The organism is Rhabdobacter roseus, assembly GCF_014202275.1.
Lineage (GTDB): Bacteria > Bacteroidota > Bacteroidia > Cytophagales > Spirosomataceae > Rhabdobacter > Rhabdobacter roseus.
The window spans coordinates 210,410-236,977 of record NZ_JACHGF010000002.1; the positions used below are offsets into that span (position 1 = coordinate 210,410).

Annotated in this window: 23 protein-coding genes; 9 read left to right on the forward strand and 14 right to left on the reverse strand. The window is 54.3% G+C overall.

Annotation, left to right across the window (positions count from 1 at the left end):
- Nucleotides 1–65: 65 nt before the first annotated feature.
- The 5 genes from HNQ92_RS05820 to HNQ92_RS05840 all read left to right on the forward strand — a co-directional run bounded on the left by HNQ92_RS05820 (nt 66) and on the right by HNQ92_RS05840 (nt 4,082).
- Nucleotides 66–1,202, forward strand: coding sequence for an alpha/beta hydrolase (locus HNQ92_RS05820; protein ID WP_184172141.1), 1,137 nt, complete (start codon nt 66–68; stop codon nt 1,200–1,202).
- Between the two features lie 353 nt (nt 1,203–1,555).
- Entirely contained in the window at nt 1,556–1,936 is a 381-nt protein-coding gene (locus HNQ92_RS05825) for an iron chaperone (protein WP_184172143.1), read from the forward strand.
- A 13-nt stretch (nt 1,937–1,949) separates the two neighbouring features.
- The gene (locus tag HNQ92_RS05830; RefSeq protein WP_184173721.1) at nt 1,950–2,528 is read left to right on the forward strand and encodes a sugar O-acetyltransferase; all 579 of its coding nucleotides are present in this window, start codon (nt 1,950–1,952) and stop codon (nt 2,526–2,528) included.
- Nucleotides 2,525–3,508, forward strand: coding sequence for an NAD-dependent epimerase/dehydratase family protein (locus tag HNQ92_RS05835; RefSeq protein WP_184172145.1), 984 nt, complete (start codon nt 2,525–2,527; stop codon nt 3,506–3,508). Before HNQ92_RS05830 ends, HNQ92_RS05835 begins: the two co-directional genes overlap by 4 nt.
- A 43-nt stretch (nt 3,509–3,551) precedes the next feature.
- Entirely contained in the window at nt 3,552–4,082 is a 531-nt protein-coding gene (locus tag HNQ92_RS05840; protein WP_221307396.1) for a GNAT family N-acetyltransferase, read from the forward strand.
- 109 nt (nt 4,083–4,191) lie between these two features.
- Here HNQ92_RS05840 and HNQ92_RS05845 read toward each other — a convergent pair whose 3' ends face one another.
- The 4 genes from HNQ92_RS05845 to sucC all read right to left on the reverse strand — a co-directional run bounded on the left by HNQ92_RS05845 (nt 4,192) and on the right by sucC (nt 8,530).
- Nucleotides 4,192–5,136 carry a helix-turn-helix transcriptional regulator gene (locus tag HNQ92_RS05845; RefSeq protein ID WP_184172147.1) on the reverse strand — a complete coding sequence of 315 codons (945 nt, stop codon included), beginning with the start codon at nt 5,134–5,136 and terminating at the stop codon, nt 4,192–4,194.
- Nucleotides 5,133–5,813 (reverse strand): DUF6624 domain-containing protein, encoded by a 681-nt coding sequence (locus HNQ92_RS05850; protein WP_184172149.1) that lies wholly within the window; start codon nt 5,811–5,813, stop codon nt 5,133–5,135. The genes HNQ92_RS05845 and HNQ92_RS05850 overlap by 4 nt, the downstream gene beginning before the upstream one ends.
- A gap of 9 nt (nt 5,814–5,822) precedes the next feature.
- The gene (locus tag HNQ92_RS05855) at nt 5,823–7,214 is read right to left on the reverse strand and encodes an MATE family efflux transporter (protein ID WP_184172151.1); all 1,392 of its coding nucleotides are present in this window, start codon (nt 7,212–7,214) and stop codon (nt 5,823–5,825) included.
- A gap of 92 nt (nt 7,215–7,306) precedes the next feature.
- Nucleotides 7,307–8,530: an ADP-forming succinate--CoA ligase subunit beta gene (gene sucC, locus HNQ92_RS05860; RefSeq protein WP_184172153.1), complete on the reverse strand. Its 1,224-nt coding sequence runs from the start codon at nt 8,528–8,530 to the stop codon at nt 7,307–7,309.
- A gap of 142 nt (nt 8,531–8,672) precedes the next feature.
- On the opposite strand from sucC, the gene HNQ92_RS05865 reads away from it, so the two are divergent.
- Nucleotides 8,673–9,338, forward strand: coding sequence for an ABC transporter ATP-binding protein (locus HNQ92_RS05865; RefSeq protein ID WP_184172155.1), 666 nt, complete (start codon nt 8,673–8,675; stop codon nt 9,336–9,338).
- Nucleotides 9,339–9,575: 237 nt separating this feature from the next.
- Here the strand turns inward: HNQ92_RS05865 and HNQ92_RS05870 are convergent, their stop codons facing one another.
- The 3 genes from HNQ92_RS05870 to HNQ92_RS05880 form a co-directional block, all read right to left on the reverse strand.
- A complete protein-coding gene (locus HNQ92_RS05870) occupies nt 9,576–10,022 on the reverse strand; it encodes a DUF4174 domain-containing protein (RefSeq protein ID WP_184172157.1) in 447 nt (148 codons plus the stop codon).
- 190 nt (nt 10,023–10,212) lie between these two features.
- The gene (gene groL / locus HNQ92_RS05875; protein ID WP_184172159.1) at nt 10,213–11,841 is read right to left on the reverse strand and encodes a chaperonin GroEL; all 1,629 of its coding nucleotides are present in this window, start codon (nt 11,839–11,841) and stop codon (nt 10,213–10,215) included.
- A 67-nt stretch (nt 11,842–11,908) separates the two neighbouring features.
- On the reverse strand, nt 11,909–12,205 hold the full coding sequence (locus tag HNQ92_RS05880; RefSeq protein ID WP_184172161.1) for a co-chaperone GroES: 297 nt from the start codon (nt 12,203–12,205) through the stop codon (nt 11,909–11,911).
- Nucleotides 12,206–12,433: 228 nt separating this feature from the next.
- Between HNQ92_RS05880 and HNQ92_RS05885 the strand changes: the two genes are divergently transcribed.
- Nucleotides 12,434–13,141 (forward strand): hypothetical protein, encoded by a 708-nt coding sequence (locus tag HNQ92_RS05885; RefSeq protein WP_184172163.1) that lies wholly within the window; start codon nt 12,434–12,436, stop codon nt 13,139–13,141.
- 91 nt (nt 13,142–13,232) lie between these two features.
- On the opposite strand, the gene secG is transcribed toward HNQ92_RS05885, so the two are convergent.
- The 6 genes from secG to tamL all read right to left on the reverse strand — a co-directional run bounded on the left by secG (nt 13,233) and on the right by tamL (nt 20,594).
- Nucleotides 13,233–13,652: a preprotein translocase subunit SecG gene (gene secG, locus HNQ92_RS05890; protein WP_184172165.1), complete on the reverse strand. Its 420-nt coding sequence runs from the start codon at nt 13,650–13,652 to the stop codon at nt 13,233–13,235.
- A gap of 108 nt (nt 13,653–13,760) precedes the next feature.
- Nucleotides 13,761–14,582, reverse strand: a complete 822-nt coding sequence (locus HNQ92_RS05895) for a hypothetical protein (RefSeq protein WP_184172167.1) — start codon at nt 14,580–14,582, stop codon at nt 13,761–13,763.
- Nucleotides 14,583–14,641: 59 nt separating this feature from the next.
- Nucleotides 14,642–15,196, reverse strand: coding sequence for an LptE family protein (locus HNQ92_RS05900; RefSeq protein WP_184172169.1), 555 nt, complete (start codon nt 15,194–15,196; stop codon nt 14,642–14,644).
- 18 nt (nt 15,197–15,214) lie between these two features.
- Nucleotides 15,215–16,507: a sigma-54 interaction domain-containing protein gene (locus HNQ92_RS05905; protein ID WP_184172171.1), complete on the reverse strand. Its 1,293-nt coding sequence runs from the start codon at nt 16,505–16,507 to the stop codon at nt 15,215–15,217.
- Nucleotides 16,508–16,522: 15 nt separating this feature from the next.
- A complete protein-coding gene (miaB, locus tag HNQ92_RS05910) occupies nt 16,523–17,986 on the reverse strand; it encodes a tRNA (N6-isopentenyl adenosine(37)-C2)-methylthiotransferase MiaB (RefSeq protein ID WP_184172173.1) in 1,464 nt (487 codons plus the stop codon).
- Nucleotides 17,987–18,158: 172 nt separating this feature from the next.
- Nucleotides 18,159–20,594: a translocation and assembly module lipoprotein TamL gene (gene tamL, locus HNQ92_RS05915; protein WP_343062968.1), complete on the reverse strand. Its 2,436-nt coding sequence runs from the start codon at nt 20,592–20,594 to the stop codon at nt 18,159–18,161.
- A 17-nt stretch (nt 20,595–20,611) separates the two neighbouring features.
- Between tamL and HNQ92_RS05920 the strand changes: the two genes are divergently transcribed.
- Nucleotides 20,612–21,373, forward strand: a complete 762-nt coding sequence (locus tag HNQ92_RS05920) for a TrmH family RNA methyltransferase (protein ID WP_184172176.1) — start codon at nt 20,612–20,614, stop codon at nt 21,371–21,373.
- Between the two features lie 20 nt (nt 21,374–21,393).
- Here HNQ92_RS05920 and HNQ92_RS05925 read toward each other — a convergent pair whose 3' ends face one another.
- Entirely contained in the window at nt 21,394–22,185 is a 792-nt protein-coding gene (locus HNQ92_RS05925; protein WP_184172178.1) for a queuosine precursor transporter, read from the reverse strand.
- A gap of 193 nt (nt 22,186–22,378) precedes the next feature.
- Here HNQ92_RS05925 and HNQ92_RS05930 point away from each other — a divergent pair, with 193 nt between their 5' ends.
- Nucleotides 22,379–26,536, forward strand: coding sequence for a response regulator (locus HNQ92_RS05930; protein WP_184172180.1), 4,158 nt, complete (start codon nt 22,379–22,381; stop codon nt 26,534–26,536).
- The last annotated feature ends 32 nt before the right edge of the window (nt 26,537–26,568 follow it).

Here is a 26,568-nt window from a genome sequence, read left to right on the forward strand (position 1 = left end):
CATCGCGGATCAATAGAAACATAAAGTACCTGCCTTTTCATGCTACATACTCTTCCTGTACGTCTATGAAAAAAGCGTTTCTTTTCCTGTGCCTACTACCCTTGAGCCTGCGGGCGCAGGAGCCGGAGCTGTGCCCCGGCAACTACTTCACGCCCGAGCAGGGCAAGGCTTTCCTGGAGCAGCAAGTACCCGCCACCCTGGCCGACTGGGAGAAGCGGCGCGAGCAGATCCGGGCGCGCATCCTGGACGGGGCCGAGCTGCGCAGCATTCCGCCCAAGCCTACGTCCAGCCCTATGCGGCACAGCCGCCGGGTGATGGAAGGCTACTCGGTGGAGAACGTGGCTTTAGAAAGTATCCCTGGTTTTTGGGTTACGGGTAATCTGTATATGCCGTTGGAGCCGCAAAAATCCTACGCGGCCATCCTGAGCCCGCACGGACACGGCAACGACATGCGCTTTCATGAACAAACCCAGAAGCGCTGCGCGACCCTGGCCCGCATGGGCGCCATTGTGTTTGCGCCGGATATGGTGGGGCAGGGCGACTCCAAGCAGTGCGAGCACAAGCTCACCAAGGCCATCAAGCTACAAACCATCAATAACATGCGCGCCCTCGACTTCCTGCTGTCGCTGCCGGGTGTCGATCCGGAGCGGGTGGGTGTGACGGGGGAGTCGGGTGGAGGTACCCAGACCTTCCTGCTCACGGCCCTGGACCCGCGCGTGAAAGTAGCTGCCCCCACGGTCATGGTGTCAGCCTACTTCTTTGGCGGTTGTACCTGCGAGAGCGGCATGCCCATTCATAAAAAGGGTACTTTTCAGACCAACAACGTCGAGATAGCCGCCCTGGCCGCGCCGCGCCCGTTGCTGCTCACCTCCGACGGTGGCGACTGGACCCGCTACACGCCCGACGTGGAGTACCCGCACGTGCGGCATATCTATGGCCTGTACGGCAAGCAGGAGCTCGTTTCTAATGTCCACCTACCCGACGAAAAGCACGACTACGGCCCCTCCAAACGCAAGGCCATGTACCCCTTTATGGCCAAGTACCTGGGCCTGGACCTGAAAAAGGTACTTGACGCCTCGGGGGCCATCGACGAGGGACCCTCTAAGGTACTTGAAGCCAAGGACCTACGCGTCTTCGACGAAGCACACCCCCGCCCGGCCAACGCGCTTATGGGCGACGCGGCGATTCTGGGTAGTTTGTAAAAGGGGGAAATTTGGCGTAGCTTTTGACTCGTATATCGGAGGCGTGATTTGTAGGCTGATGGCGCACATCGTTCGGGGAACGATGACGTAGCGGAATGCTGCCCAGCGACAGACTGAGCCCTACATGGGGGTTGAGTAAATAATCATGAGTAAAAAAGTGCCATCGGCACGCGATGTTTGTAGTCAAAATGACCATCCAAATCCGGTCGCGTGCCTTTGGGTACGCAACCAGCGGTGGAGTTGCGTACCCAAAGGCACGCGGATTCACTACCTAAATCCTTTTCTACAAACATTCGACCGCTACGCGGCCAATAAGCGCATCGTTCAAGTTAATTTTTTTAACCTCCATTCTTATGCAAACGACCACGATTCCGCAAAACATCGACGAGTACATTGCCGGATTTCCGCCGGAAACGCAGCAGGTTTTAGAGCAGGTAAGGGCCACGATCCGCGCCGCCGCGCCGGAAGCGCAGGAAACGATCAGCTACGCCATGCCGACTTACAAATTGAAGGGCGTGTTGGTGTATTTCGCGGCATTCAAAAACCACATCGGCTTTTACGCTACGCCGACGGGCAACGTGGCCTTTTCGGAGGAAATTGCGGGCTATAAAGTAGGGAAAGGGTCGATCCAGTTTCCGTTGAACCAGCCCATGCCGCTGGAGTTAATCAGCAAAATGGTTAACTTTCGGGTACAAGAAAACCTGGAGAAAGCCGCGCAAAAGGGTAAAAAGTAACTGATTCGACATGATGAAAAGTGAAAAAGAAAAAATGCTGGCCGGTGAGCTCTACGACGCACTGGACCCGCAACTTTCGGAAGAAAGAGTGAAGACGCGGCTACTGATCAAGGAACTGAACGAGGGCCGCGAAGACGAGCCGGAAGAGCGGGCGCGTATTTTGAAGGAACTGATCCCCCACGCGGGTGCCGGATTATGGCTCCAGCCGCCGTTTTACTGCGACTACGGTACCAATATGTACCTGGGCGAACGGGTATTTTTTAACTTCAACTGCGTGGTGCTGGATGTGATGAAGGTGACGATCGGGAGCCGCACCCTCTTTGGGCCCAACGTACAGATCTACACCGCGACGCACCCGCTGAACCACGTGGAGCGGGCCTCGGGTCTGGAATACGCCAAGCCTATTTCCATTGGCGAAGATGTATGGGTAGGGGGGAGCGTGGTGATTTGCCCCGGCGTCAGCATCGGCGACCGGGCCGTCATTGGAGCCGGGAGCGTCGTTACGCGTGACATTCCGGCGGATGTTTTTGCGGCGGGGAATCCGTGCCGGGTCATACGGTCGCTGGGCGGAGAAATAGCCGAGAGCTTATGAAGATTTTGATTACGGGCAGTAGCGGCCATTTGGGAGAAGCGCTGGTGCGTACCTTCAGAGGTTTAGATCATGAGGTAGTTAGTACGGATATTCGGCCTTCGGACTATACCACGAAGCTTGGTTCGATCGCGGACCGGGCTCACGTAAAACGGTGCCTGGAGGGAGTGGAAGCCGTGATTCATACGGCTACGTTGCACAAGCCCCACGTAGCTACGCACAGCTATCAGGATTTTGTCGATACCAATATTACCGGTACCCTGCACCTGCTGGAAGAGGCCGTAGCGGCGGGCGTCCAATCGTTCGTTTTTACGAGCACAACCAGTACCTTCGGGGACGCCCTTACGCCCCCGGTCGGCGCTCCGGCGGTCTGGATAACGGAAGAAGTCACGCCCATTCCCAAAAATATTTACGGCGTAACCAAGGTGGCTGCCGAAAATCTTTGTACACTTTTTCACCGAAATCACGGATTACCGTGCGTGGTACTTCGTACCTCCCGCTTCTTTCCGGAGGAGGATGACCTAAAGCTAAACCGGCAGACGTACCAGGACGGAAACAGCAAAGCCAACGAGTTCCTTTACCGGCGGGTAGACATCGAAGACGTGGTGAGTGCGCACGAACTGGCGCTCGAACGGGCATCGGCGCTGGGGTTTGGTCGCTACATCATCAGTGCTACTACGCCCTTCACGCCCGACGATCTGGCCGAGCTAAATGGCCATGCTCCACTGGTCGTGAAGCGACTTTTCCCCGACTACGAGGAGGTGTATGCACCATACGGTTGGAACATGTTCCCGGCTATTGAACGCGTTTACGTCAATGAACGCGCACAGGAAGCGCTCGCCTGGCGTCCCATCTACGATTTTCGACATGTGCTCGATAGCCTGAAAGCAGGGACAGACCCTCGTAGTCCCTTAGCCCGTGCCGTAGGCTCCAAGGGGTACCATGCTCGTCGGTTCCACGATGGCCCTTACCCAACCCGGTAAAGCGCCTGTTGTAAATATAAAAAAATAAGAAGCCCATATCCCGTTGAAAGAAATCAATAACACCGTACACATCGTCCCTGTTACTCCGGCGGATCTTCCCGTCCTTCGGGAGCTCGCACGGCAGACTTTCTACGAAGCTTTTTCGGAGGCTAATACCCCGGAAGACCTGCAAAAATACCTGGATGCGGCCTTTACCGACCAAAAGCTCCGGACCGAACTGGAGGAGGTACTTTCGGCATTTTATTTTGCCAAAATTGACGACCAGCCCGTGGGATACCTGAAAGTAAATGTGGGAGCCGCGCAAACGGAATTGCACGAACCTGAGAGTATGGAGATCGAGCGGATCTATGTGTTGGCGGCCTATTTGGGGCAGGGCGTTGGGCAGGTACTTTTTGAGGAGGCGCTCCGGCTAGCCAGGGCTCAGGCCAGAAAGTACCTCTGGCTGGGCGTGTGGGAGCACAACGCACGAGCCCTTCGGTTCTACGAAAAAAATGGCTTCGTGGCCTTCGGATCACATTCGTTTCGGCTGGGTGAAGACGAGCAAACGGATATTTTGATGAGGCTCACGCTTTAGACGGCAGGTACTTTGGAAGTACCCGGCGCGTTATAAACGCTTCTCTCCGCAGGTTCGCGTTGCAAACGCGAACCATCCCAACAACGCGAATCATCCCACTCAAGGTACCTTACTCCAAACTTGACAAAGCCGCCGAAAGTACCCCTTTTACGTGCCCTCGCAGGGCCTCCGGGCTCACGATGCGTGAGCGGTCGGCAAACATGAGGTACCAGCGGGCAAAAGCGGGCAGCGAGTCTGACAGGAACGTCATCTCCATCCAGGGCCCGATGGTTTGTTCCGAAACAAAGCCGTAGTAGTACTTTTGGTTTTGAATGTAGCGCGCCAGTTCCGGCTCGACCCGGATCACGACCCGCTCCAGGTTTTCTTTGGGTGGCAGGGCGTCGAGGTACTCTTTCAGCGAAGCGTGCTTATTTTCGAAGGTGCGGTCGGTGCAGCTGATTTTCAGAATCCGGTCCGAGCGAAACTGGCGGTAGTCGTGGCGCAGGTGGCAGAAGCCGATGGTATACCAGTAGTTGTTTTCGTGAAAAATCCCGATGGGCTCGATGGCACGCTCGGTGGTGTCGGTGGTATTGAAGGCTTTGTAGGAAATCCGGGCGATTTTTTTCTCCGAAATGCATTTCAAAAGTACCTCGAGCGTATCGTCAGAAGCCGCATGAAAAGCGGTGGATTGCCGAAAAACCTGGATGTGGCCTTCCATATTTTCCAGCAGATCTTTCTCCGTGCTTTTCAAGACCGATTTAATTTTATACAGCGCCGACTCGAACCGCTTTTGCGTGGCCGTATCCGTAAATTTTTCCACCAGCTTTTCGGCCGTCAGAAACGAAATCGCCTCCTCGCGCGTGAACATCACCGGGGGCAGCCGGTACCCATCCACGAGCGAGTACCCCACGCCCGCCTCGCCGATGAGCGGCACGCCCGCCTCTTCCAGCGAGCGGATGTCACGGTAGACGGTGCGCAGGCTGATGTCGAAGCGCGCGGCGATGTCCTGCGCTTTGACTACCTTGCGCGATTGCAGCTGAATCAGAATGGCCGTGATGCGGTCGAAGCGGTTCATAGATCAAGGTCGTATTGAGCGCGTACTTCGTTCATGGTCAACGGCTTGTAGTCAATGTTTAGCCGCTTGGCGTTTTGCTCCACGGTCAGGTCAAAGCCCGCCTTTTTCCGGCGCTTGTTCACTTTTTTGGGGTTGTCGATGGGCCAGATAAAGCAGCTCGTGCCGGTCTGATCCCTCAGCGGGCGGCAGGCACCCTGGGTACCATAGATTTGCTCTTGGCCCTGGTACATCAGCTGGCGGTCCTGCATCATGGCCACCAGCCTATAGGGAAGCTCTTTCTGCTTACCCGCTTTTTCGATCTGGCCAAAGTACTGGTCGATCTTTTCGGAGTGCTGGATCACGTACCAGGCGGCCTCGTTGGTGCCTTCGCCCACCAGCGACTTGCCGGGGTACCCGTATTGGAGAAATACCTGCTCGATAAAAACCAGGTTGGTCGAGTCGAGGGTACTTTGGAGGTCCCAGAGGTGGCCAAACAGCTCGCCGGGAGGTACCTGCATCGAGCGCGCGAGGGAGTCCGTCTGCAGGGAATCGTAGGTGTTGATGTTCATGAGGAGCTCGCGGTACTTTTGGTCAAGTACCATCACGCTATCGAGCTGCGCCTTGAGGCGGGGATTGGCCACCTGCTGGCCGTAGGCGCAGGGCACGGTAAAAAGGAACAGAATAATAAGGTACTTCATGGCTTGGGGTTAGGGGGTAGTTTCGAGCGTAGGTTGCGGGATGGGTAGTTCGGTGGGGTAGTAGTGGGCCTTTTGATACCAGGTGTACAGCCCCAGCAGCAGCAGGGTACTTAGCTCAGCCAGCGGCCGGGCCAGCCAGATACCCTCCAGCCGGGCGTTGGTGGCCACCGGTACCAGCGCCAGAAAAAGGCCGACGAAGCCAAGCCCCTTCAACGCGTTATACAGGACGGATAACCGCACTTTGCCCATGATTTGTAAATAAAGAGCCAGGAGGTAGTTGGGCCCGGCCACCAGGTAAATCAGAAAAGAAAGCCGGATGGCGTCGGAAGCTACCTGCCGGAAGGCCTCGGATTCGTTATCGGTAAACATTTGCAGGAGCAAGTTTGGGAAAAAGAAACCGAAGGCGTACACCACCACACCTACCGCCATCGTAAATAGCAGCGCAAACCGCAGCGTGGAAAGTACCCTTCGGGCCGAGCCAGCCCCCAGGTTGAAGGCCATGATGGGTTGGGCGGCGATCATGGCGGCGGTGAACAGGCGCAGAAAGATATTGTTCATGAAATTAAGTACCCCAAACGTCGCCACGGCCAGTGAGCCGTAGGGCAGCAAACTTTGGTTGACCAGCAGAAAACCGAGCGCCATGCAAAGTTCGGACACAAACGAGGGAAATCCGTAGCCGAGTAGCTCTTTCCAGGCACCAAAGCGGAGCGAAAATTGGAAATGGGTAAAACGCAGGAGCCCGTTGCGGCGGCGAATGGAAACGTAAATGTACCCCAGGGCCACGAGCAGCGACAGGCCGGTGGCGATGGCCGCACCCGCTACCCCGAAAGGAAAAATAATCACCAAAAGTACGTCCAGGGCGATATTGAGCAGGGAAGAAAGGACGGAGGCGTTCTTGGAAATGTGGGGCGCGTTGTCGTTGTTCAGGAAAGTACCCCAAAGTACCCTCACCACCAACAGAGGCAGCGACAGCAGGCTCCAGAAAAGGTAGTCGGTCGTATAATCGAGCAGGAGAGGGTTTTCCGAACCAGCCAGAAAGGCAGCCAGGGGGCGGGCAATGAACACGGCACTGGCTGCCACCAGGCCGCTTGCTACCAGGCCCAGGGTCGTGGCAAACTGGAAAAGCTGCTGTGCCGACTGATGCTGGCCCGCCCCGCTGCGCTTGGAAAACAGAATCCCGCTTCCAATCATGAGCGGTAGCACCAGTGCCATCACCACGAGCAAAAGCGGCGCGTACAACCCCAGCGCGGCCACGGCCTCCTTGCCCAGGTACTGTCCTAACACCAAGCCGTTGATCAGCTGGTGGGTTGTGATCGACAGCATACTGACCAAAATAGGACCGTAAAACCGGAAAAACAGCGGACCGATCGGATCTTTCCCTAACTCATTGGGCGGTCTCATGGGATGGGATTTAGGTCAGGTAAAGGCGGGATAAAGGACAAAAAGCAGGGCAACTCAACGAGTTGCCCTGCTTTCTAAAGGTACTTTGAAAATTATAAGCCCAGCTCGGCCAGTACTTCCGACACCTTCACGGCGGCTTCTTTGAACTCGATGGCCGAGTATACTTTCAGGCCCGACTCGTTAATGATCCGGGCGCCTTCTTCGGCGTTGGTACCTTGCAGACGCACGATGATGGGTACGGGAATTTCTCCAATGGCCTTGTAGGCTTCTACCACGCCGGCCGCTACGCGGTCGCAGCGCACAATTCCCCCGAAGATATTGATCAGGATGGCCTTCACGTTGGGGTCTTTCAGGATAATCCGGAAACCGGCCTCAACCGTGGTGGCGTTGGCTCCACCCCCTACGTCAAGGAAGTTGGCGGGTTCACCGCCCGACAGCTTGATGATATCCATGGTAGCCATAGCCAGCCCGGCACCATTGACCATACAGCCCACGTTGCCGTCCAGCTTCACGTAGTTGAGGTTGTTGGCTCCGGCTTCTACTTCCAGCGGATCTTCCTCGTTGGTATCGCGCATTTCGGCCAGCTCCGGGTGGCGGAACAGAGCGTTGTCGTCCAGGTTTACTTTGGCGTCTACGGCCAGGATCTTGTTGTCGGAGGTTTTGAGCACCGGGTTGATCTCGAACATCGACGAGTCACTCTCGTTGTAGGCGCGGTAGAGGGCCGTGATGAATTTCACCATTTCTTTGAAGGCATCGCCTTCCAGCCCCAGCGCAAAAGCTACCTTACGGGCTTGAAACGCCTGCAAGCCCACGCGCGGGTCGATCCACTCCTTCATGATTTTCTCGGGCGTGTGCTCCGCCACTTCTTCAATGTCCATGCCCCCTTCGGTGCTGGCCATGATTACGTTGCAGTTTTTGGCCCGATCCAGCAGAATCGACAGGTAGTACTCTTTGGGCTCCGTAGGGCCAGGGTAATACACATCTTCGGCGATCAGTACTTTGTTAACACGCTTGCCTTCGGGGCCGGTTTGGTGGGTTACCAGTACCTTGCCCAGGATATTTTTTGATATGGTCCGCACATCCTCCATGGATTTAGCCAGGGCGACGCCGCGTTGTTCGCTGCCTTCGATTTTTCCCTTGCCGCGTCCACCGGCGTGGATTTGCGACTTGACCACAAACCATTTCGTGCCGGTTTGGCTGCTGAGCTCACGGGCTACTTCCACGGCTTTGTCGGGGGTGTCGGCTACGACACCTTCCTGGATGCGCACGCCGTATTTTTTAAGGACGCTTTTGGCTTGATATTCGTGAATATTCATGAGTATAATAGTAAATTGGTATTTTCACGGCAAATTAGCGAATTATTCAAAATGGCGGACAGTTTTGTTTGCCTTTTGTGCAGGAAACGGCAGCTAAGCCCTGCGATCCTGCCAACTTTATACCAGCAAGACACGCATGACTATGTCCTTACTACAAGCTCAGGGAATTACCCGCACCTACGGCAGCCTCCAGGTACTTAAAGGAATTGATTTGATCATTCAGCCCGGCGAGGTAGTGGCTATAGTAGGTGCTTCGGGGGCGGGCAAAAGTACTTTGCTCCACATCATAGGTACTTTGGACCGGCCCGACCAGGGAAGCGTCCAAATTCAGGACACGGATGTGTCGCGCCTGAGTGACAAGGCTTTGGCTCAGTTTCGAAACGAGCGGATTGGGTTTGTGTTCCAATTCCATAACCTGTTAGCAGAATTTACAGCGTTAGAAAACGTCTGTATGCCGGGCTTTATCGGCGGAAAAGCCAGCGAGGCGGGCATTCGGCAGCGCGGCAAGGAGCTTCTTGCTTTACTGGGCCTGGCGGACCGCCAGGATCACCTTCCTTCGCAGCTTTCCGGGGGAGAGCAGCAGCGGGTGGCGGTGGCAAGGGCCCTCATGAACCAACCCGCCATTGTACTTGCGGATGAGCCCAGCGGCAACCTCGATTCCAAAAATGCCGAAGATTTGCACCGGTTATTTTTTCAGCTGCGCGACGAGCTCGGCCAAACCTTCGTGATTGTCACCCACAACGAAGAGCTAGCCCAAATGGCAGACCGCCGCCTTAGCATGCGGGATGGTTTAATGGAAAGCGTATAGTATAATTTTGAAGTGTTTTAATAGTATTTTTTCGTTCTAATATTGTACTAATTTATCATTATTTAAAACTAGATTAAATTAGTGTCATTTATATTAAGACATTATAAAATAATTATATGACATTTAGGTTGTTATAATGTCCTGAGAAGGATGTTTTTCATAACGTTGAGTAAATTAAATAGCCGCCTGGTTCTTTCAGGCGGCTATTTTGTTACTGATAACTAACTATAATTATACTTAGAAGAGCTGAGCCCGGGAGTGAACGGGCGGGCGCTCGCTGGCATCTAGCAAACGGAGCAGCTGAGGTACTTGCGTAAGCTTGGTGCTGGACAGGCGGAGGTTGCCCTCTTCGTCGATCACCCATACATGAAAGCGATCGGGCTGGTAAGAAAGCTTGCGGTGAAGGTACTCCTGACTGGCCGCGTCAAGGCGGGTAGGTAGCGACACGATCACGATTTTCTCCTGATGAAAGAGCTGGGTGTAGGGCAACCAGGCGTTGAGCTGCTCCTTCAGTAGCTGTTGCTGATCTTCGGGCGCGTACACCACTACCAGTTTTTCGTTCCAGACTTGCTTTTCCTTCAAAAAGGAAGGAAGCGTATTGTTTTGGCCCCAGCTGGGTACTGATAAGCCTACTAGTAGGCCCAATAGACCTCCAAGTGTAAGGAGCGGACGGTATTTTTTCATGGTCGTATTACTGTACTGTTATGCCAATGTTAACTTATTGTTAATTTTAGCATTTTAGCGCGTAAAAGCAAGCATTTAACCACGAATTATTTTAAAGGGACTTGAAATAGTTATTTCGGAGGTTCATATACGGAAGAAGGCCGGGTCATTTGACCCGGCCTTCTTCCGTATTCGTAGGATGACTCGAAGATTACATCATGCCGCCCATGCCACCGCCGTGGGGCATAGAAGGAGCCGCGTTTTCTTCGGGCTCGTCGGCAATGACGCACTCGGTCGTTAGCAGCAATCCGGCGATAGACGCGGCGTTTTCAAGCGCCAGACGCGTTACTTTCTTCGGATCGATGATACCCGCCTCGAGCAAATCTTCGTAGGTATTGTTTTTGGCGTTGTAGCCAAATCCGCCCGTACCTTCTTTCACCTTCTGAACCACTACGGAGCCTTCGCCACCGGCGTTGGCCACGATCGTGCGCAGTGGAGACTCAAGGGCCATGCGGATGATATTGATACCGGTTGTTTCGTCTTCGTTGCTGCCTTTCATGTCTTCCAGGGCAGCAACGGCACGGATCAGGGCCACACCACCACCAGCTACTACGCCTTCCTCAACGGCGGCGCGGGTAGCGTGCAGAGCATCGTCCACGCGGTCTTTCTTTTCTTTCATCTCTACTTCGGTAGCCGCACCGATGTACAGGATCGCTACCCCACCGGATAGTTTCGCCAGGCGTTCCTGCAATTTCTCGCGGTCGTAGTCCGACGTCGTATTTTCGATCTGGGCTTTGATCTGGTTCACGCGGCCCTGAATATCATCCGACTGGCCATCACCGTTTACAATCGTGGTGTTGTCTTTGTCGATGATCACTTTTTCGCTGCTTCCCAGGTACTCAAGCGTAGCGTTTTCCAGTTTGAAACCACGATCTTCGCTGATCACCGTTCCGCCCGTCAGGATGGAGATGTCTTCCAGCATGGCTTTGCGGCGGTCACCGAAGCCAGGGGCTTTCACGGCGGCTACTTTCAAGGCACCGCGGATTTTGTTTACTACCAGGGTAGCCAGCGCTTCGCCGTCTACGTCTTCGGCAATAATCACCAACGGACGACCCGTCTGGGCTACTTGCTCCAGTACGGGCAGCAATTCTTTCATCGAAGATACTTTCTTCTCCGAGATCAGGATGAATGGGCGCTCCATTTCAACCTCCATTTTCTCGGTATTGGTTACGAAGTACGGAGACAGGTAGCCGCGGTCAAACTGCATCCCTTCTACAGTTTTTACTTCGGTTTCGGTACCGCGGGCTTCTTCTACGGTGATTACGCCCTCTTTACCTACTTTTTCCATGGCCTCGGCGATCATCGTACCGATCTCCTCGTCGTGGTTGGCCGAGATGGTGGCTACCTGAGCAATTTCCTTGGACGTAGAAATATTTTTCTTTTGTTTTTCCAGGTCCTTCACAATCACGTGTACGGCTTTCTCGATACCACGCTTCAGGTCCATGGGGTTAGCACCGGCGGCTACGTTCTTTACGCCAATGGAGTAGATCGCCTGAGCCAGTACGGTAGCGGTAGTGGTACCGTCACCGGCCGAGTCGGCGGTTTTGGAAGCTACTTCTTTTACCAGCTGAGCACCCATGTTTTCCATGGCGTCTTTCAGCTCAATTTCTTTGGCCACGGTTACACCATCTTTGGTGATGGTAGGTGAGCCGAATTTTTTATCAATCACTACGTTGCGGCCACGAGGTCCCAAGGTCACCTTTACAGCATCGGCCAGCGTATCTACGCCCCGCTTGATCTTATCGCGAGCTTCTACGTCGAAAAATATCTTTTTAGACATGTTTTTTGTTTTTTAATAAAAAGTTGAACTACTAACTAGCTACAAAAAATGCGTAAGCCATCAATCCTTAGCCGATAACGGCGTAGATATCTGATTCGCGCATGATGAGGCAATCTTTACCATCAACGGACAATTCGGTACCGGAGTATTTCCCGTAAAGTACCGTATCGCCTACTTTCACGGTAATAGGCTCGTCTGTCTTACCTGGACCAACGGCAATGACCGTACCACGTTGGGGTTTTTCCTTGGCGGTATCAGGAATAATGATACCAAACGCTGTTTTTTCTTCGGCCGGAGCAGGCTCAATCAGAACCCGATCCGCTAGGGGTCGTACGTTCACTTGTACTTCTGTTGCAGTTGACATAGTATAAAACGTTTTTTTACAGTTGTCAGTTAGTTTTTTTGACACCATACCCTTCTACATAAGTTGTGCCAGCCGTATTTACTGTCATTTTTTCAGGAGCGCGCTGACATTCTTGTTATTTGGGCGGTTGGGAGGTCAAATGAAAGGTATATAACATTATTTTAAAATATCGTTTGGTATTTGAAGAGAATTGCCTAAATTTTTACCGTTAACCCACCCGATAAAATTATGACAAAGCTTCATGGCGATTGGCTAACCGAAGGTATCTGGGATTTTGAGTATAAAAAGTATGTCTTACTGGCATACTTGCAGCAGGTGGAGCAGGACTTCTCGTCAGACCGGCTCTTCCCGTACCTTCCTGACCTGCGGCTACACTACGAGAACAGCTTACGCCTCAAGGAAAAAAAAGGAGCCATGCGGGCGTCTTTTCCTAAGCGCGTCCGGGGTATCGATAAAAGTACCCTTAAGATCCAGTACGAAGAGGTACTTCCGGAAGATACCTACCTCAGCGAGCTGAATGCCATCATCGACTACGCCCTGCCGCGTTTTTCCCGCACCCTGACCCAGGGCCAGGAGCGCTACGGGGCCGTGGAGGCCAGCCTGACTTTTGTGCCCGTGGGCATCATGCCCCTTCGTACCGACGAGGGGTACCTTTTCATTCACCGCAGCCGACGGCAGGAGACGAGCATCTTTCGGTATCAGGTAGCCCTATTTGGGGCCGATCGGCAGCGCTACGTTCAAACCGTCCTGGTGGATTCGGTCCGGAAGGGGCTGGGTACTACGTTCGAAAATCTGAAGGTAGATCTGGTTCGGAGATTTCGCGCACTGCCCAACCCAGCTACCTACATGGTCGAAACGCAGCGGGACTACCCGCTCGACGAGACGCTCCTGCCCGCTGCCAAACAGCTGATGATCCGGCACCTGAACCTAGCCTAGGTACTTATAAACCTGAAACTACCTAATAAAACAAGAGCCGCTTCCGGAACACTAAATCCCGGAAGCGGCTCTTGTTTTGGGCTCACCGATGCTAGTTAGACGTGTCGGTTGGGGACGTAGCGGGAGCCGTACCTTCGGGAGTGACTGCGCCCGGCGCATCGGCCCCGGAAGGACCCGGTGAAGTAGCTCCCGGCACGGCCGGAGCAATATTGCCACCCGGTAGGGGGGTACTTTGCGCTTTTTCGATATTCACGCTGTTGACGGATTCACCGGCTTGCGTGCCTTCTCCTACCAAAATATACGATACCAGGGCAATGGCCATGATGCTGATGGCCAGCCCCCAGGTGATTTGTTCGAGCAGGTCGGTGGTCTTTTTTACGCCAAACATTTGGGACGACCCGGTTCCCGCAAATTCGCTGGAAAGCCCGCCTCCCTTGGAATTCTGTACCAAAACCACCAGGATCAGCAGAACGGCGATAATCGCCACAAAAATTACAATTGCCAAATACATGCTTTTAAAAATAAAGGGGTAAAAATAAGTAAAGAGTAAATTCGTGAAATCGTTTTAATTTCGCTTAGACGCCGGGACCGAACTAACACGAAGTGCGTAGGTACCTGATCACTTCCGGTCCAATTCTTCTATTTTTTTCGCAAAGTAATCCTTTTTTTCTGGGAATTTCAAAATCAGTTTCTCGTAGATGTTGATTGCCTTCGCGATCTTGCCCTGTTTGATTAAGATGAGCGCGAAGGATTCGGTAGCCAAACCATCAAAGGAAGGGACGGGCTGGCGGGCACTCAGGTCTTCCACTTCCACCGGTTCGGCGGTATTGGCCCGGATCGGCCCGATCCGGGGATCGTTCTTAATAAAGTTTTCGATGATTTCCTGCTGCTTGCGGCGCTCATCGGGCCTTTTTTCGGGCCGGGGAATAAGCTCGATGGCTGGGTAAGGTACTGCCTTAAGGCGTTTGTGAGTCAATCCTTCTTCAATAACCTTTTCGGCTATGACGCTGTCGTCAACCGGCAGGAAGTTGGTTTCCGGACTGGGGGCCTCAACGGCGTTATCTTCGGTAGAAGTAAACTGGCTTTCGAAGCGGATCAACGAAATGGGTTTTTCACGGCCGTAAGGGGTCACGCCCTGGCGGGTGCTGCTTGGCCCGTAGGGCAGCTCCGTCAGGCGGTTGAGCAGCGAGCCCGACCACTCAAACTCGTTTTCGACCAGGCGGCGAAGCGCGCCCCGGTTGAGTGCATAAACGGCCGCCCGCGGGATCACTTCGGTGGCTACCCGTTCCGACTGCGAGGCGGATTTGGCGAGGAGCGCGTGCCCGAGCTGGCAGTAAGGAAAGTTCTCTACCAGGTACTCAAGCCGGGACTGATCCCCTTGCCCGAGATCGTAAGGGTGCGTTATCCAGTACGTAAAAGTTTCTTTGTCAACGGTATGCATGAAATCGTAGAAATAGTGGGGTCGGGAGGAGGTACCTAAAAGTACGAAAGGATTGCCGTTTACCAATCGGCAGCTGACTTATTAAAAATATCCTGCACCAGCTGATCCAGAATGCCGGGCAAAAGCCGGGCCTCGTTTTGGTTGAGGGTTTGGCCCTGGGGGAAATCCGCGTAAAAAGTAAAGGACTGGTCGAAGTTCTTGGTTTCGTCCTTGTTGTTGGTAAAGCGGGTTTGCACCGTGACGTTGAGTCGGTTGAGTCCGGCCTGGTCGTTGGCGGTAGGGGCCATGGGTACTACGTCATAGCCCGTGATGGTACCTTCCAGCAGCAGGTCACCGCCGTTGGGTACCTGCGTGAGGTTGGTGTTGCGCTGGAAGTATTCCTTCAGCTTTTCGGTGAAAGTCAGCGGCAGGTTGGCGGGCCCCCCGGCGGTACCCATGTTGAAGTTAAGAACCGTAAACGTTTTGATGTCGGGGGAGAGGCTGGTGCCGGTAAAGGAGTAGATGCCGCAACCCGAGAACAAAAAGGGCGCTAAACTAACGAGCAGGGAAAGGCCAAACCGCCGGATCTTTCCGAAGGTACTTGCTTTTGTCAGGTACTTATTACTACGGGTCATTTGCTTTTTCACGTTTACCTACTCCTCAATATCGTACTGCTTGATTTTCCGGTACAGAGTCCGCTCCGAAATACCCAGGGCCTGGGCCGCGTACTTGCGCTTGTTGTTGTTTTTTTGCAAAGCCTTGATAATCATTTCTTTCTCTTTCTCTTCCAGCGAGAGCGACTCCTCTTCCTCCGTCACGTGGGTCACGTCCTCGATCTCGCTTCGCTTGTCGGAGTAGCGATCCAGATCCACCACCCGCGGCGGCGGGGAGGGCAGCAGGCGCGGCGTTTCGGTCCGGCTGGGGGAGGTACCTGACTCAGGGCTGGTGATGGTACTGAATAATTCCTGGTGGTCTTTGAGCAAATCGCCGCCGTACTGCTCGTTTTGCAGCACGTTTTTAACCAGCTTTTTGAGCTCGTTGACGTCGCGGCGCATGTCGAAAAGTACCTTGTAAAGTAGCTCCCGCTCGGAGAAAGAAGTACCTTCTTCGGTCATGCTAAGGGGAATCAAGGCCTTCCGGCTGGGTGTCTGCACGGGGTGCAGGTACCTGTGCAGGGTCTCGGCGCTGATCTGCGTATCGTTGTTGGTTTCCAGGATCGTGATCTGCTCGGCGATGTTCTTAAGCTGGCGGATATTGCCCGGAAACTCGTAGGCCATGAGCATTTCGCGGGCGCTGGCGGTGAGCCGGACGGGCCGGGTACGGTAGCGCTCCGCAAAATCGTTGGTAAACTTACGAAAGAGCAGCAGCACGTCTTCGTCCCGCTCGCGCAGCGGGGGCACAAAGATCGGGACGGTGTTGAGGCGGTAGTAGAGGTCTTCGCGAAATTTGCCCTGACCCACGGCGTCACGCAGGTTCACATTGGTGGCCGCCACCACGCGCACGTCGGTCTTCATGACCTTTGATGAACCCACCCGGATGTACTCGCCGTTTTCGAGTACCCGCAGCAGGCGTGCCTGGGTGCCAATGGGCATTTCGCCAATCTCGTCCAGGAAGATCGTGCCGCCGTTGGTGGTTTCAAAGTACCCCTTACGGGTATCCAGCGCCCCCGTAAAGGCACCCTTTTCGTGGCCGAAGAGCTCCGAGTCGATGGTACCTTCGGGAATGGCTCCGCAGTTGATCGCAATGAACGGACCGTGCTTGCGGGCACTCAGGCTGTGGATGATCTTGGAAAAAGACTCCTTTCCGCTGCCGCTTTCGCCGGTGATGAGTACCGTGAGGTCGGTGGCGGCTACCTGCATGGCCACGTTGATGGCGTGGTTCAGGCCGGGGGAGTTGCCAATGATCCCGAAGCGATTTTTTATGGATTGTATTTCGGAAGAATTCATTCGTTTGTACGTAGGTTAACTGACCGCTTCCAGCTCTACCGCCTTTCCGATCAGTGTGGCGGCGGTACATTCCGTCACCAGCACGTGCACGTACTGGCCTTTCTGGAAATTTTCGCGCGGAAACACCACTACTTTATTTTGGTCGTTGCGTCCCTGCAGGTCGTCGTCCGAGCGCTTGGAGGTACTTTCTACCAGTACTTTATGAACACGCCCCACCGCCCGCTGATTGCGTTCCAGGGACAGTTTTTGTTGTAAGGCGATAATTTCCTGTAAGCGGCGTTTTTTTACGGCTTCGGGTACATCGTCCACCAGTTTTTTGGCGGCCGGGGTACCGGGCCGCTCCGAGTACGCAAACATATAGCCGTAGTCGTAGCGGGCATACTCCATCAACGAAAGCGTATCCTGGTGCTCTGCTTCGGTTTCGGTACAAAAACCCGCGATCATGTCGTGCGAGATACCACAATCTTCCCCCAGAATGGCCCGGATGCGGTCGATCTTCTGGAGGTACCAGGGGCGGTCGTAGGTACGGTTCATGAGCTGAAGTACCCGGCTGTTGCCGCTCTGGGCGGGCAGGTGGATGTACTTGCAGATGTTGTCGTACTTTTTCATGGTGTAAAGTACCTCGTCGGTGATGTCCTTGGGGTGCGACGTGCTGAAGCGCACCCGCAGGTCGGGACTCACGAGCGCTACTTTTTCCAGGAGCTGCGCAAAGGTAACGGGCGCGGCCAGGGTACTTTCAGCCCCCGCCGGGGCGGTCCATTTGTAGCTGTCTACGTTTTGGCCCAGCAGGGTTACTTCCCGGTAGCCGTTGGCAAAGAGATCCCGCGCTTCTTGTACAATCGAGAACGGATCGCGGCTGCGCTCCCGGCCGCGGGTGTAAGGTACCACGCAGAAGCTGCACATGTTGTCGCAGCCCCGCATGATGGAAATGAAGGCCGTAATGCCGTTGGAATTGAGCCGAATGGGGGAGATGTCGGCGTAGGTTTCCTCCCTGGATAAAAACACGTTGACGCCCTTCTGGCCGGTTTCGGCTTCTTCGACCAGCCGGGGCAGGTCGCGGTAGGCGTCGGGGCCGGTCACGATGTCAACCATCTTTTCTTCTTCCAGAAATTTCGCCTTCAGGCGCTCTGCCATGCAGCCAAGTACCCCAATGAGCATCCCCGGTTTTTTCTTTTTGAGGGCATTGAGGTGCTGGAGGCGGTTCCGTACTTTTTGCTCGGCGTTGTCGCGAATGGCGCAGGTATTCAAGAAAATCAGGTCGGCGTCCTGCTCGGTGGAGGTGGTAGTAAAGCCCGCCTCGCGCATCACCGACGCCACAATTTCGCTGTCCGAGAAGTTCATCTGGCAGCCGTAGCTTTCAATGAATAGCCGTTTGCCGCTGCCCCGTACAGGTTCGTTTTCGGATACCTTCACGAGGTCACAGGCCTCCTTGTCGGACTCGGTAAGTATTTTTAACGTTTCGATAACACGCTGTTCCATGGAGATAATCAAATCCAATGTACCCGCAGGTACGCTTTATTAAGAATTTACTTCGCTACTTGGCGAGTATGAGGGTACTTTTTTCAGAAACGCAAATGTACAAAATAGTTGGCAAAAACTGACAAAGTGGCAGTAAAAGGATTGCCTCTTTTTGCGTGGCCCGGGCTCGGATTTAAAAGGGGTACCCCACGCCCAGGTTGATGTTCAGGAAGTTTTTCTGACGGGTGTTAAATAGCTGTCGGAAGCGAAGCTCGTCCAGTACAAACTCCTGTAAGTAAGGGTCGTAGACGCGTATGCCAAAGTCGAACCGGAGCACAAAGTAGGAGAGGTCGTACCGGATGCCAAAGCCCGTGCCGACGGCGATTTCCCGCAGAAAATTTTTAGAAAAAGCGTCGTCCCGTCCCGACGTACCGGGGGTCGTGAGATTCCATACGTTGCCCGCGTCCAGAAAGAGGGCGTAGTTGATATTGCCGAAAAACTGCGCCAGGCGGCCCCTCAGTTCCAGATTTCCTTCCAGCAGAAAATCGCCCGGCGCTTCGACCGAAAAATTACCGGACGTCAGGCGTGGCGGGGACGAGCCGGGTCCCAAACGCCGCGGTAGCCAGGCCCGAATGCTGTTGGACCCCCCGGCGAAGAAGTACTTTTCGTAGGGAGGTACCGTACTGACCCCGTAGCTGTACACACTGCCGCTGTTGACCCGCGCCACGAAGGAAGAGTACCCCCGAATGGGCCAGTAGCGGCGGTAGTCGACGTTCCAGCGCAGGTACTGGAAAAACTGCAGGTTCCCGAATACGTTCTGGATCAGTTGCTGCTGGCCCGGAAACAAACTCAGGCTGGTACCCCCCGACTCCAGCGCTACCCGCAGGTAGTGGGCGTTGGTGGGCGCTTCCAGGAAGGAGTTGGTGTTGTGAATGAACGTAAAATTGACGTCCGAGACGAAGGATTTCCGAAAGCTATTGATGAGGTTGTTGCCCTGCTCCTGCAGGGTATCCAGCAAATTCTGAAACTCCCGGTCCAGCCGGGTGGTGTTGAGGATATTCAGGTCGATGAGCGACAGGTTGTAAAACGTACTGACCGAGGGCTGCAGCGAGTACGTCAGGGCCGACTTGACGCTGGTACGGGTGTACTCGGGCCGGTTGATGTAGTTGAAGCCCAGCCCTACCTGCGTACGGGGATTGAACCGCCCCAGCTGGTAGCGCGAAGCGCCCACGGGCAGGAGCAGCTGCGGAAAGATGAGCGACGTATTGAGGCTTACTTCCTGGCTGCGGTACAGCCGGTCGGCGTTGCTGAAGCCCGTTACGGCCTCGATGCCCCCCCGCAGGTTGACCTCAAAGTTTTCGAGGCCGTGAAAGACATTACGTACTTTGTAGGATAAATTGGCAAACGGACCCGGCGTCTGCTGCTGGATCACGTTCAGGCCCACGTCGGCCGAGAGCTGGTACTTATCCATCGGAATAACCCGAAAAAATTCCTTGAGCTGAGTGGAGCTGGAATCATAGCCGTAGTTGACAAACCGGAACTGATCCGTCAGGGACAATTGCCGCTGCGTGTCGCGCTCGTTTTGCTGACTGTACAACGCCCCCGGCCGGACCCGGATCTTGCTGTTGAGGATGCGCGGCGAAAACCGCTGGTCGGAATAGAGGTACCTGATCCCCTGAAAGCGAGTGGTGTCCCCCAGCAGCGGAAGTCCGCTGTTGGGGGGGAGTAGTTCAAAATCCACCGCTTCTACCGTGTAGGTTTTATGGCTGGCCTGGCCCGGCGGGTTGCTGACCCGCACCAGGATGTCTACCTGTTGGTAGAGACTATCCGTGGCGGGCGACACGATGGTGTCGTTGACGAGGAACGAAACATACTGACGCGAAAAACCGTAGTACCCGTTGTCGCGCAGCAGGGTTTCGATCCGGATGCGCTCCTCCTCGAAGGCGTCACCGTCGTAGCGTTTTTTAGGGATCAGCAGCGACTGCTTTTGGCTGGCGGTGAGCAGGCTGTCGATGTGGAGGTCGGGAAGCTGGTACCTGACCTGGCGGATCAGGGTAGGGCGGTTTTCGGTGATGAGGTACCTTACCCGCACCCGCTGGAAACTGGTATCGGTAGTGTGGCTAACCTGGCCTTTAAAATAGCCGTTATTGAACAGGTAGCTCTGCATCTTCTCGGCGTTGCGGCTCACTTCCTGCTCGTTGAAGTACACCGGGGGCTCGCCCAGTACCCGCATGGCAAAGTTGCCCTGCTCCACCCGGCGCCGGGCCCGCTCTATTTTCTTCCCGTAGGTGCGCTGCACTTTTTTGAGCCGGTCGGGGGCGTTTTCGAGTCCGGCGGCCTTTTGCTGGTATTCCTGGGTGATCTCCCTTAACTTGCGCTGTTTTTCTTCCCGGCTGTACACTACCTGCCCGGCCCGGTAGAGCGCCAGGTAGGGGAAGATGGGCAAACCCAGAAAACGGCGGTTTGGTTTTTGAGGAATGAGGGCTTCCAGTTCGCTGTCTTTGATGGTACTGTTTCCTTTAATGGAAGAAGTACCCAGCAGGTAGCTTCGGGCCCCATTCGTGTTCAGGCTGGGGGCACAGCCCACCAGGCCCGCCAGCAGGAAGCCCAGCAGCCCAAGTACTATCACACAACGTTCGCGGTTCAATGCTTTCAAAGAGTCAGATCAAGTATATCAATTCCCTCAAAATCAAAAAGTACCGTCAGCAGGAGCGGGCGTTTGTGGTAGAAGGTACCAAAAGCGTACTCGAGCTGCTGGACTCTGATTTTGAGGTAGAGCTGGTGGTAGCTACGGACGAATTCCGGCAAAAATACGCAAGTATTCTGTCTCACCACGCAGCAAAGGCAGAAACTGCTTCGCTTGCGGAGCTGGAGCGGCTGGGAACTTTCCAGACCAACGACTCCTGCCTGGCCGTAGCTAGAACGAAAGAGAATGCTTTTTTATGTGCCCGTCCGGGCGAATACGCGCTGCTGCTGGACGATATTCGTGACCCCGGCAACCTGGGTACGATCCTGCGCATTGCCGACTGGTACGGAATCACGAAAATTATTTGCTCCGCCAATACGACCGACCTCTACAACCCCAAGGTGATTGCAGCCAGCAAGGGCTCCTTTACCCGCGTCGCCGTTTACTACACCGACCTGCCTGCTTTTCTGGCCGCGCAGGTACTTCCCGCCCAGCACGTCGTGGGTGCCTTTCTGGGAGGTACTTCGCTTTACAAGTTCGCCTTCCCGGCGGCCGGAGGGTACCTGGTGCTAGGCAACGAGTCGCAGGGCATTGGGGCGGAAGTAGGTACCTTCGTCACCGACCGCGTCACGATTCCGCGTTTTGGCGGGGCGGAGTCGCTCAATGTGGGCATCGCTACGGCGGTACTTTGCGACAACCTGCGGCGGCAACTACCCTTGTAAGCAGTACCTTTATTAGGGCACTACATATACGACGACGCGGCCGCTTCTTCTACCATTTTCTCGGCGTTTGCTTTACCTAAGTACCTGTCAATGAAGTAATGCGCTCCGTACAGCAAAGGGGTACTTAGGATAGCAATGGTACCTTTGTAAAGGTAGTTGACGGTACCTACCGAAAGTACCTGTGTCATGCTCCAGTTGCCAAAAACGTAAAAAGCCACCGAAATAACCACAAAGCTATCGACCAGCTGCGAGAACATAGTGGACCCGGTGGCCCTCAGCCAGATATGCCGACTGCCGGTGCGTCTGCGGAGCCAGGAAAAAATGGATACGTCGAGCAGCTGGCCCAGGAGAAAAGCCGTGATGGAGCCAATCATGATCCCCAACCCCTGCCGGAAAATCCGGGAGAAGGCTTCGTTGATGTTGAAGGCGTTGCCACTGCTGTCGGTGCTATTGAGCTCAAGCCAGAACTGCGCCGGAGGCAGGTTGGTGGTGGCGTAGACCGTGATGAACATGTACACGATGAAAAGGGCCGTCAGGAAGGAGATGCGCCGCACGCCGCGCCGCCCAAAGTACTCATTGATGATGTCGGAGGTAATGAATACCACCGGCCAGTTCACCACCCCCGCCGACATGTTGAAGTCCAGCATTTGCCCACCCAGCGGGATTTGGGCGGGGTTCCAACCCATGAGCGTTTCGACGGAGAATATCTTGGTGCCAATGATTTCGGCGATCAGGGCGTTGGTTAAAAATAAGCCACAAAGGAATAGGAAAAGTCGCTGCCGTTTACGCTCAAAGGAGGCTGGTTGTTCCATGCAGAAGTGAGGGGGTAGAGTGGTTTCTAGTGGAGCAAACGCCCGAAAGACGGGATTTGGTTCCTCCACGGAGCCCGTCCGGCTATTTTATAAACGCGATCGGTTATCTTTGAAAGGGCGTGAAAAAATGTAACCATTTCCTGGGTTTTATTTTATACCTTTCTACGCCGAAAAACGCGACTCTCCCAACCCTATGAATACTGATTTTTACAAAAAAATGATTGATCAATCGATCTTAGGCTATGCCTATTGTCGAATTATTGTCAATGACCAGCAGGAACCCATCGACTATGAGTTTGTTGAAGTAAATTCCGCCTTTGAACGCCTGGCCGGCCATAAACCCGGTACGGTTTTACACCAGAAGCTCTCGGAGCTTTTTCCGGACATTCATCAGGACAATCTGGACTGGATTCGGATCTGCGGCCAGGTGGCACTCAACGACGGCAACGAAGAGCGGATGCACTACTCCAAAAGGCTCGACCGCTGGTACAAAGTGCAGATCTATTCCCCCGAGAAGTACTACTTCATAGGTACTTTCTCGGACATCACGGCCGAAATTAAAGAAAAAGAAAAGCTGGAACGCTTTTTCTCGGTGAACCTGGATCTGCTCTGCATTGCCGACAGCGAAGGGAATTTCGTCAAGGTCAATAAAGCATGGGAAACCATTCTGGGTTATCCTTCGGCGGAGCTCGAGCAGAAGAAGTTTTACGAATTCATTCATCCGGATGACTTGCCCGCGACCCACGCGACCATGCAAAAGTTAGCCAGGCAGGAGAAGGTCCACCATTTCACCAACCGGTACCGAACCAAAGACGGATCTTTCCGCTACATCGAATGGTGTTCGCACCCTTATGGTGACCTGATTTACGCCTCGGCCCGGGATATTACCGAGCGAAGACTGGCCGAAGAAGAACTTAACGTCCATAAAGACCTTTTGGATGAAACCGGAAAAATGGCCAAAGTGGGCGGCTGGGAGCTGGACGTAAAAACGCATAAGACCAAGTGGACCGAGGAAATATTTCACATTTATGAATTACCGCTTGACTTTGATTCGAACCTGGTAAACGGCATTAGCTACTACCATCCACAGGATCGGGGCATCATTGAGAATGCGGTGGAGAATGCTATGGTGAATGGGCAATCCTATGACATGGAGGTGCGCTTTATATCGGCTAAGGGAAAGCATAAATGGGTACATTGCATCGGAAAGCCGTACTATGAAAATGGAGAGATTAAAAAAATTGTAGGGGCATTTCAGGATATAACCGACCGAAAAATAACGGAGGAGAAGCTTAATAGCCTGATTGATCTGGACAACTTGATTATCAGAGCGAGCTCGGCGTTGATCCAATTGGATGAAGATTCCTTGGACGCGACGGTCAATAAGGTGCTGGAGGAGGTAGGTACTTACGCCGGCGTTGACCGCGCCTACCTTTTCGTTTTTGCCGAAGACGCCTCCACCGTCAGCAATACCCACGAATGGTGCGCGGAAGGGATTGATCCCGAAAAAGACAACCTGCAGGATATTCCTCAAGAGCTAATTCCGACCTGGATCGACACCCTGCGGGCTAAGCAGGAAGTACATATACCAGAAGTAAGCCAACTGCCCGAGAGCTGGAAGGCGGAGCGGGAGCTGCTGGAAAGCCAGGGAATCAAAACCTTGCTGGCCCTGCCCATCCTGGTAGGCTCCCAACTGTACGGGTTTATTGGCTTTGACGCCGTAAGAAATACCAAATCCTGGAACGAAACCGCCCGGCAGCTCCTGCGCGTCATGGCCGACAACCTGGGAAGTACCCTGGCTCGCCTGAAGGAAATCAAGGAGCGCAAGCAAATTGCCGAAACGCTAAAGTTGCAGATAGACGAGTTCCACGGGATTTTTAAAGCCATTCCCGATTTGTATTTCAAGCTCAACAAGGAGGGGATCATTCGAAGCTTTATGGCGGGTAAAAAATCCTTGCTTTACGCCGAACCGGAAGCCTTTCTTGGTAAAAACCTGGCGGAAGTTTTGCCACCTCCCGTAGTTGAAGCCGTGAAACAGGGTATCCAGCGGGCGCTGGACCAAAATAACCTGGTGTTGGTGGAATATTCCCTGCTGCTGCCCGACGGGGAACATATTTTCGAAGCCCGCATTCATCCGGCCGAAAACCAAAAAGTCATTGCCGTTTCGCGGGACATCACCGAGCGGAAGCGCTCGGAGGAGGCGCTCAAGGAGCAGTACAAGTTAGGAGAAGCTATTACGCGCGCCCAAACTCAATTTATAAAGCAAACCCAGGTGCGGCAGGCTTTTGAAAGCCTACTGGCCGATTTGCTATCGCTGACCCGCAGCGAATACGGATTCATTGGGGAGGTACTTTTCCGGGAGGATGGACTTCCCTACCTGAAAACCCACGCCATTACCAATATTGCCTGGAATGAAGCTACCCAAGAACTCTACGAGAATAGCGCGGCCACGGGCATGGTGTTTGACAATTTGGAGAGCTTGTTTGGCGCGGCCCTGACCACCAGAGAGCCCGTCATTTCCAACGACCCCTACCACGACCCACGCCGGGGAGGGCTGCCCGACGGCCATCCGGCTTTAAATTCTTTTTTGGCTATTCCCATTAACGTTTCCGGTCGGCTGGTCGGCATGATGGGCATCTCCAACCGGCCCGGCGGGTATACGCCCCAGCTCGTCCAGTTTTTGAAGCCCCTGACGAGCGTGATCGGGCAACTAATTGAGGCCTTGCGCGTCAAAACGGCTCAGCAAAAAGCCGAGCTGGAGTTGCAGGCGGCCAAAGAGCAAGCCGAACGGGCCAACCGGGCCAAGTCCGAGTTTCTGGCCAATATGAGCCACGAAATCCGAACGCCGCTGAACGGAGTCATTGGTTTTACCGAGCTACTGGCCAATACGCGACTGGAATCCGTACAAAGGCAATACGTACACTACGCCAATACGTCGGCGCATTCGTTGCTGGACATCATCAACAACATCCTGGATTTCTCAAAAATTGAAGCGGGCAAGCTCGAGCTGGAAAGCATCAAAACGGATGTGATCGAGCTGGTAGAACAAGTAGCCGATATCATCAAGCACAGTTCCTCCCAAAAAGGACTGGAACTCCTGCTCAACCTGGATGCCCGCGCCCCCCGGTTTATCATGACGGATCCCGTTCGTATCAAGCAGGTACTGACCAACCTGCTCAGCAACGCCGTGAAATTTACGGAAAAAGGAGAGATTGAAATAAAGCTGGAGTTTGAGCCCTCGGGCGCGTCGGAGCAGCAGGGGTACTTTGTTTTCTCGGTGCGCGACACCGGCATCGGCATCACCGACACCCAGCGCGAAAAACTCTTCAAGGCCTTCACCCAGGCAGACACCTCCACCACCCGTAAGTACGGCGGCACCGGGCTGGGCCTGGTTATTTCCAATCGGTTGCTGCAGAAAATGGATAGCGTGCTGGATCTCGAAAGCCGGGATGGCCGTGGAAGTACCTTCTCCTTTCGGTTGCTGCTTGATTTTGAAAATGGCCCTCCGCTGCTTTCGGCCGCGAGTAAGCTGGTGAAACGAGCCCTGATCGTTGACGACAACGCCAATAATCGGCTCATTTTGCAAAATACCCTCCAGCAGTGGGACATCGAGGTAGAGAGCGCGCCCAATGGACTGGAAGCCCTCGGTACGCTCGAAAAGGCGGCTTCTTTCGACGTGATCATTGTGGATTATAACATGCCCTACCTCAACGGCATCGAAACCATCCGTATGATCCGGGAAAAGCTGCGCCTGAGTCCCGGAAAGCAGCCTATCATCTTGCTCCACAGCTCCTCCGACGACCAGACGATCCATGAGGAATGCAATAAACTCGGTGTGGTGTTTCGGCTGGTGAAGCCCGTGAAGCAGAGCGAGTTGCTGCACTGCCTTCGCAATGTACGTGATAGCCAGCCCGCAAGTAGTGCGGAGGGACCCGCACTCGCCATCCCCACGGGTACGGCTGCTGCGCCCTCTGGCGTTAAGGTCCTGATTGTAGAAGATGTATCCGTGAATATGCTCCTGATTAAAACGCTCGTCGAACGGCTCGTTCCGGGGGTATTTATTGTGGAAGCCCACGACGGACTACAAGCCGTTGAGAAGGCCGGTCAATTCCAGCCCGACCTGATTTTTATGGATATACAGATGCCCCATCTGGATGGGTACGCCGCTACCCGCGAAATACGCGCACGGGAAAAAGACCAGCGGGTGCCGATCATCGCGCTCACCGCCGGGGCCATCGAAGGCGAAAAAGAACGCTGCCTGGACGCGGGCATGGACGACTACCTCACTAAGCCCATCGCGCTGCCCGCCTTGAAGCAAGTACTAAGTCAGTATATGCAGGAATTATCGTGAAGTACTTGCGCTCAGCATGGTAGCTAGCGGGC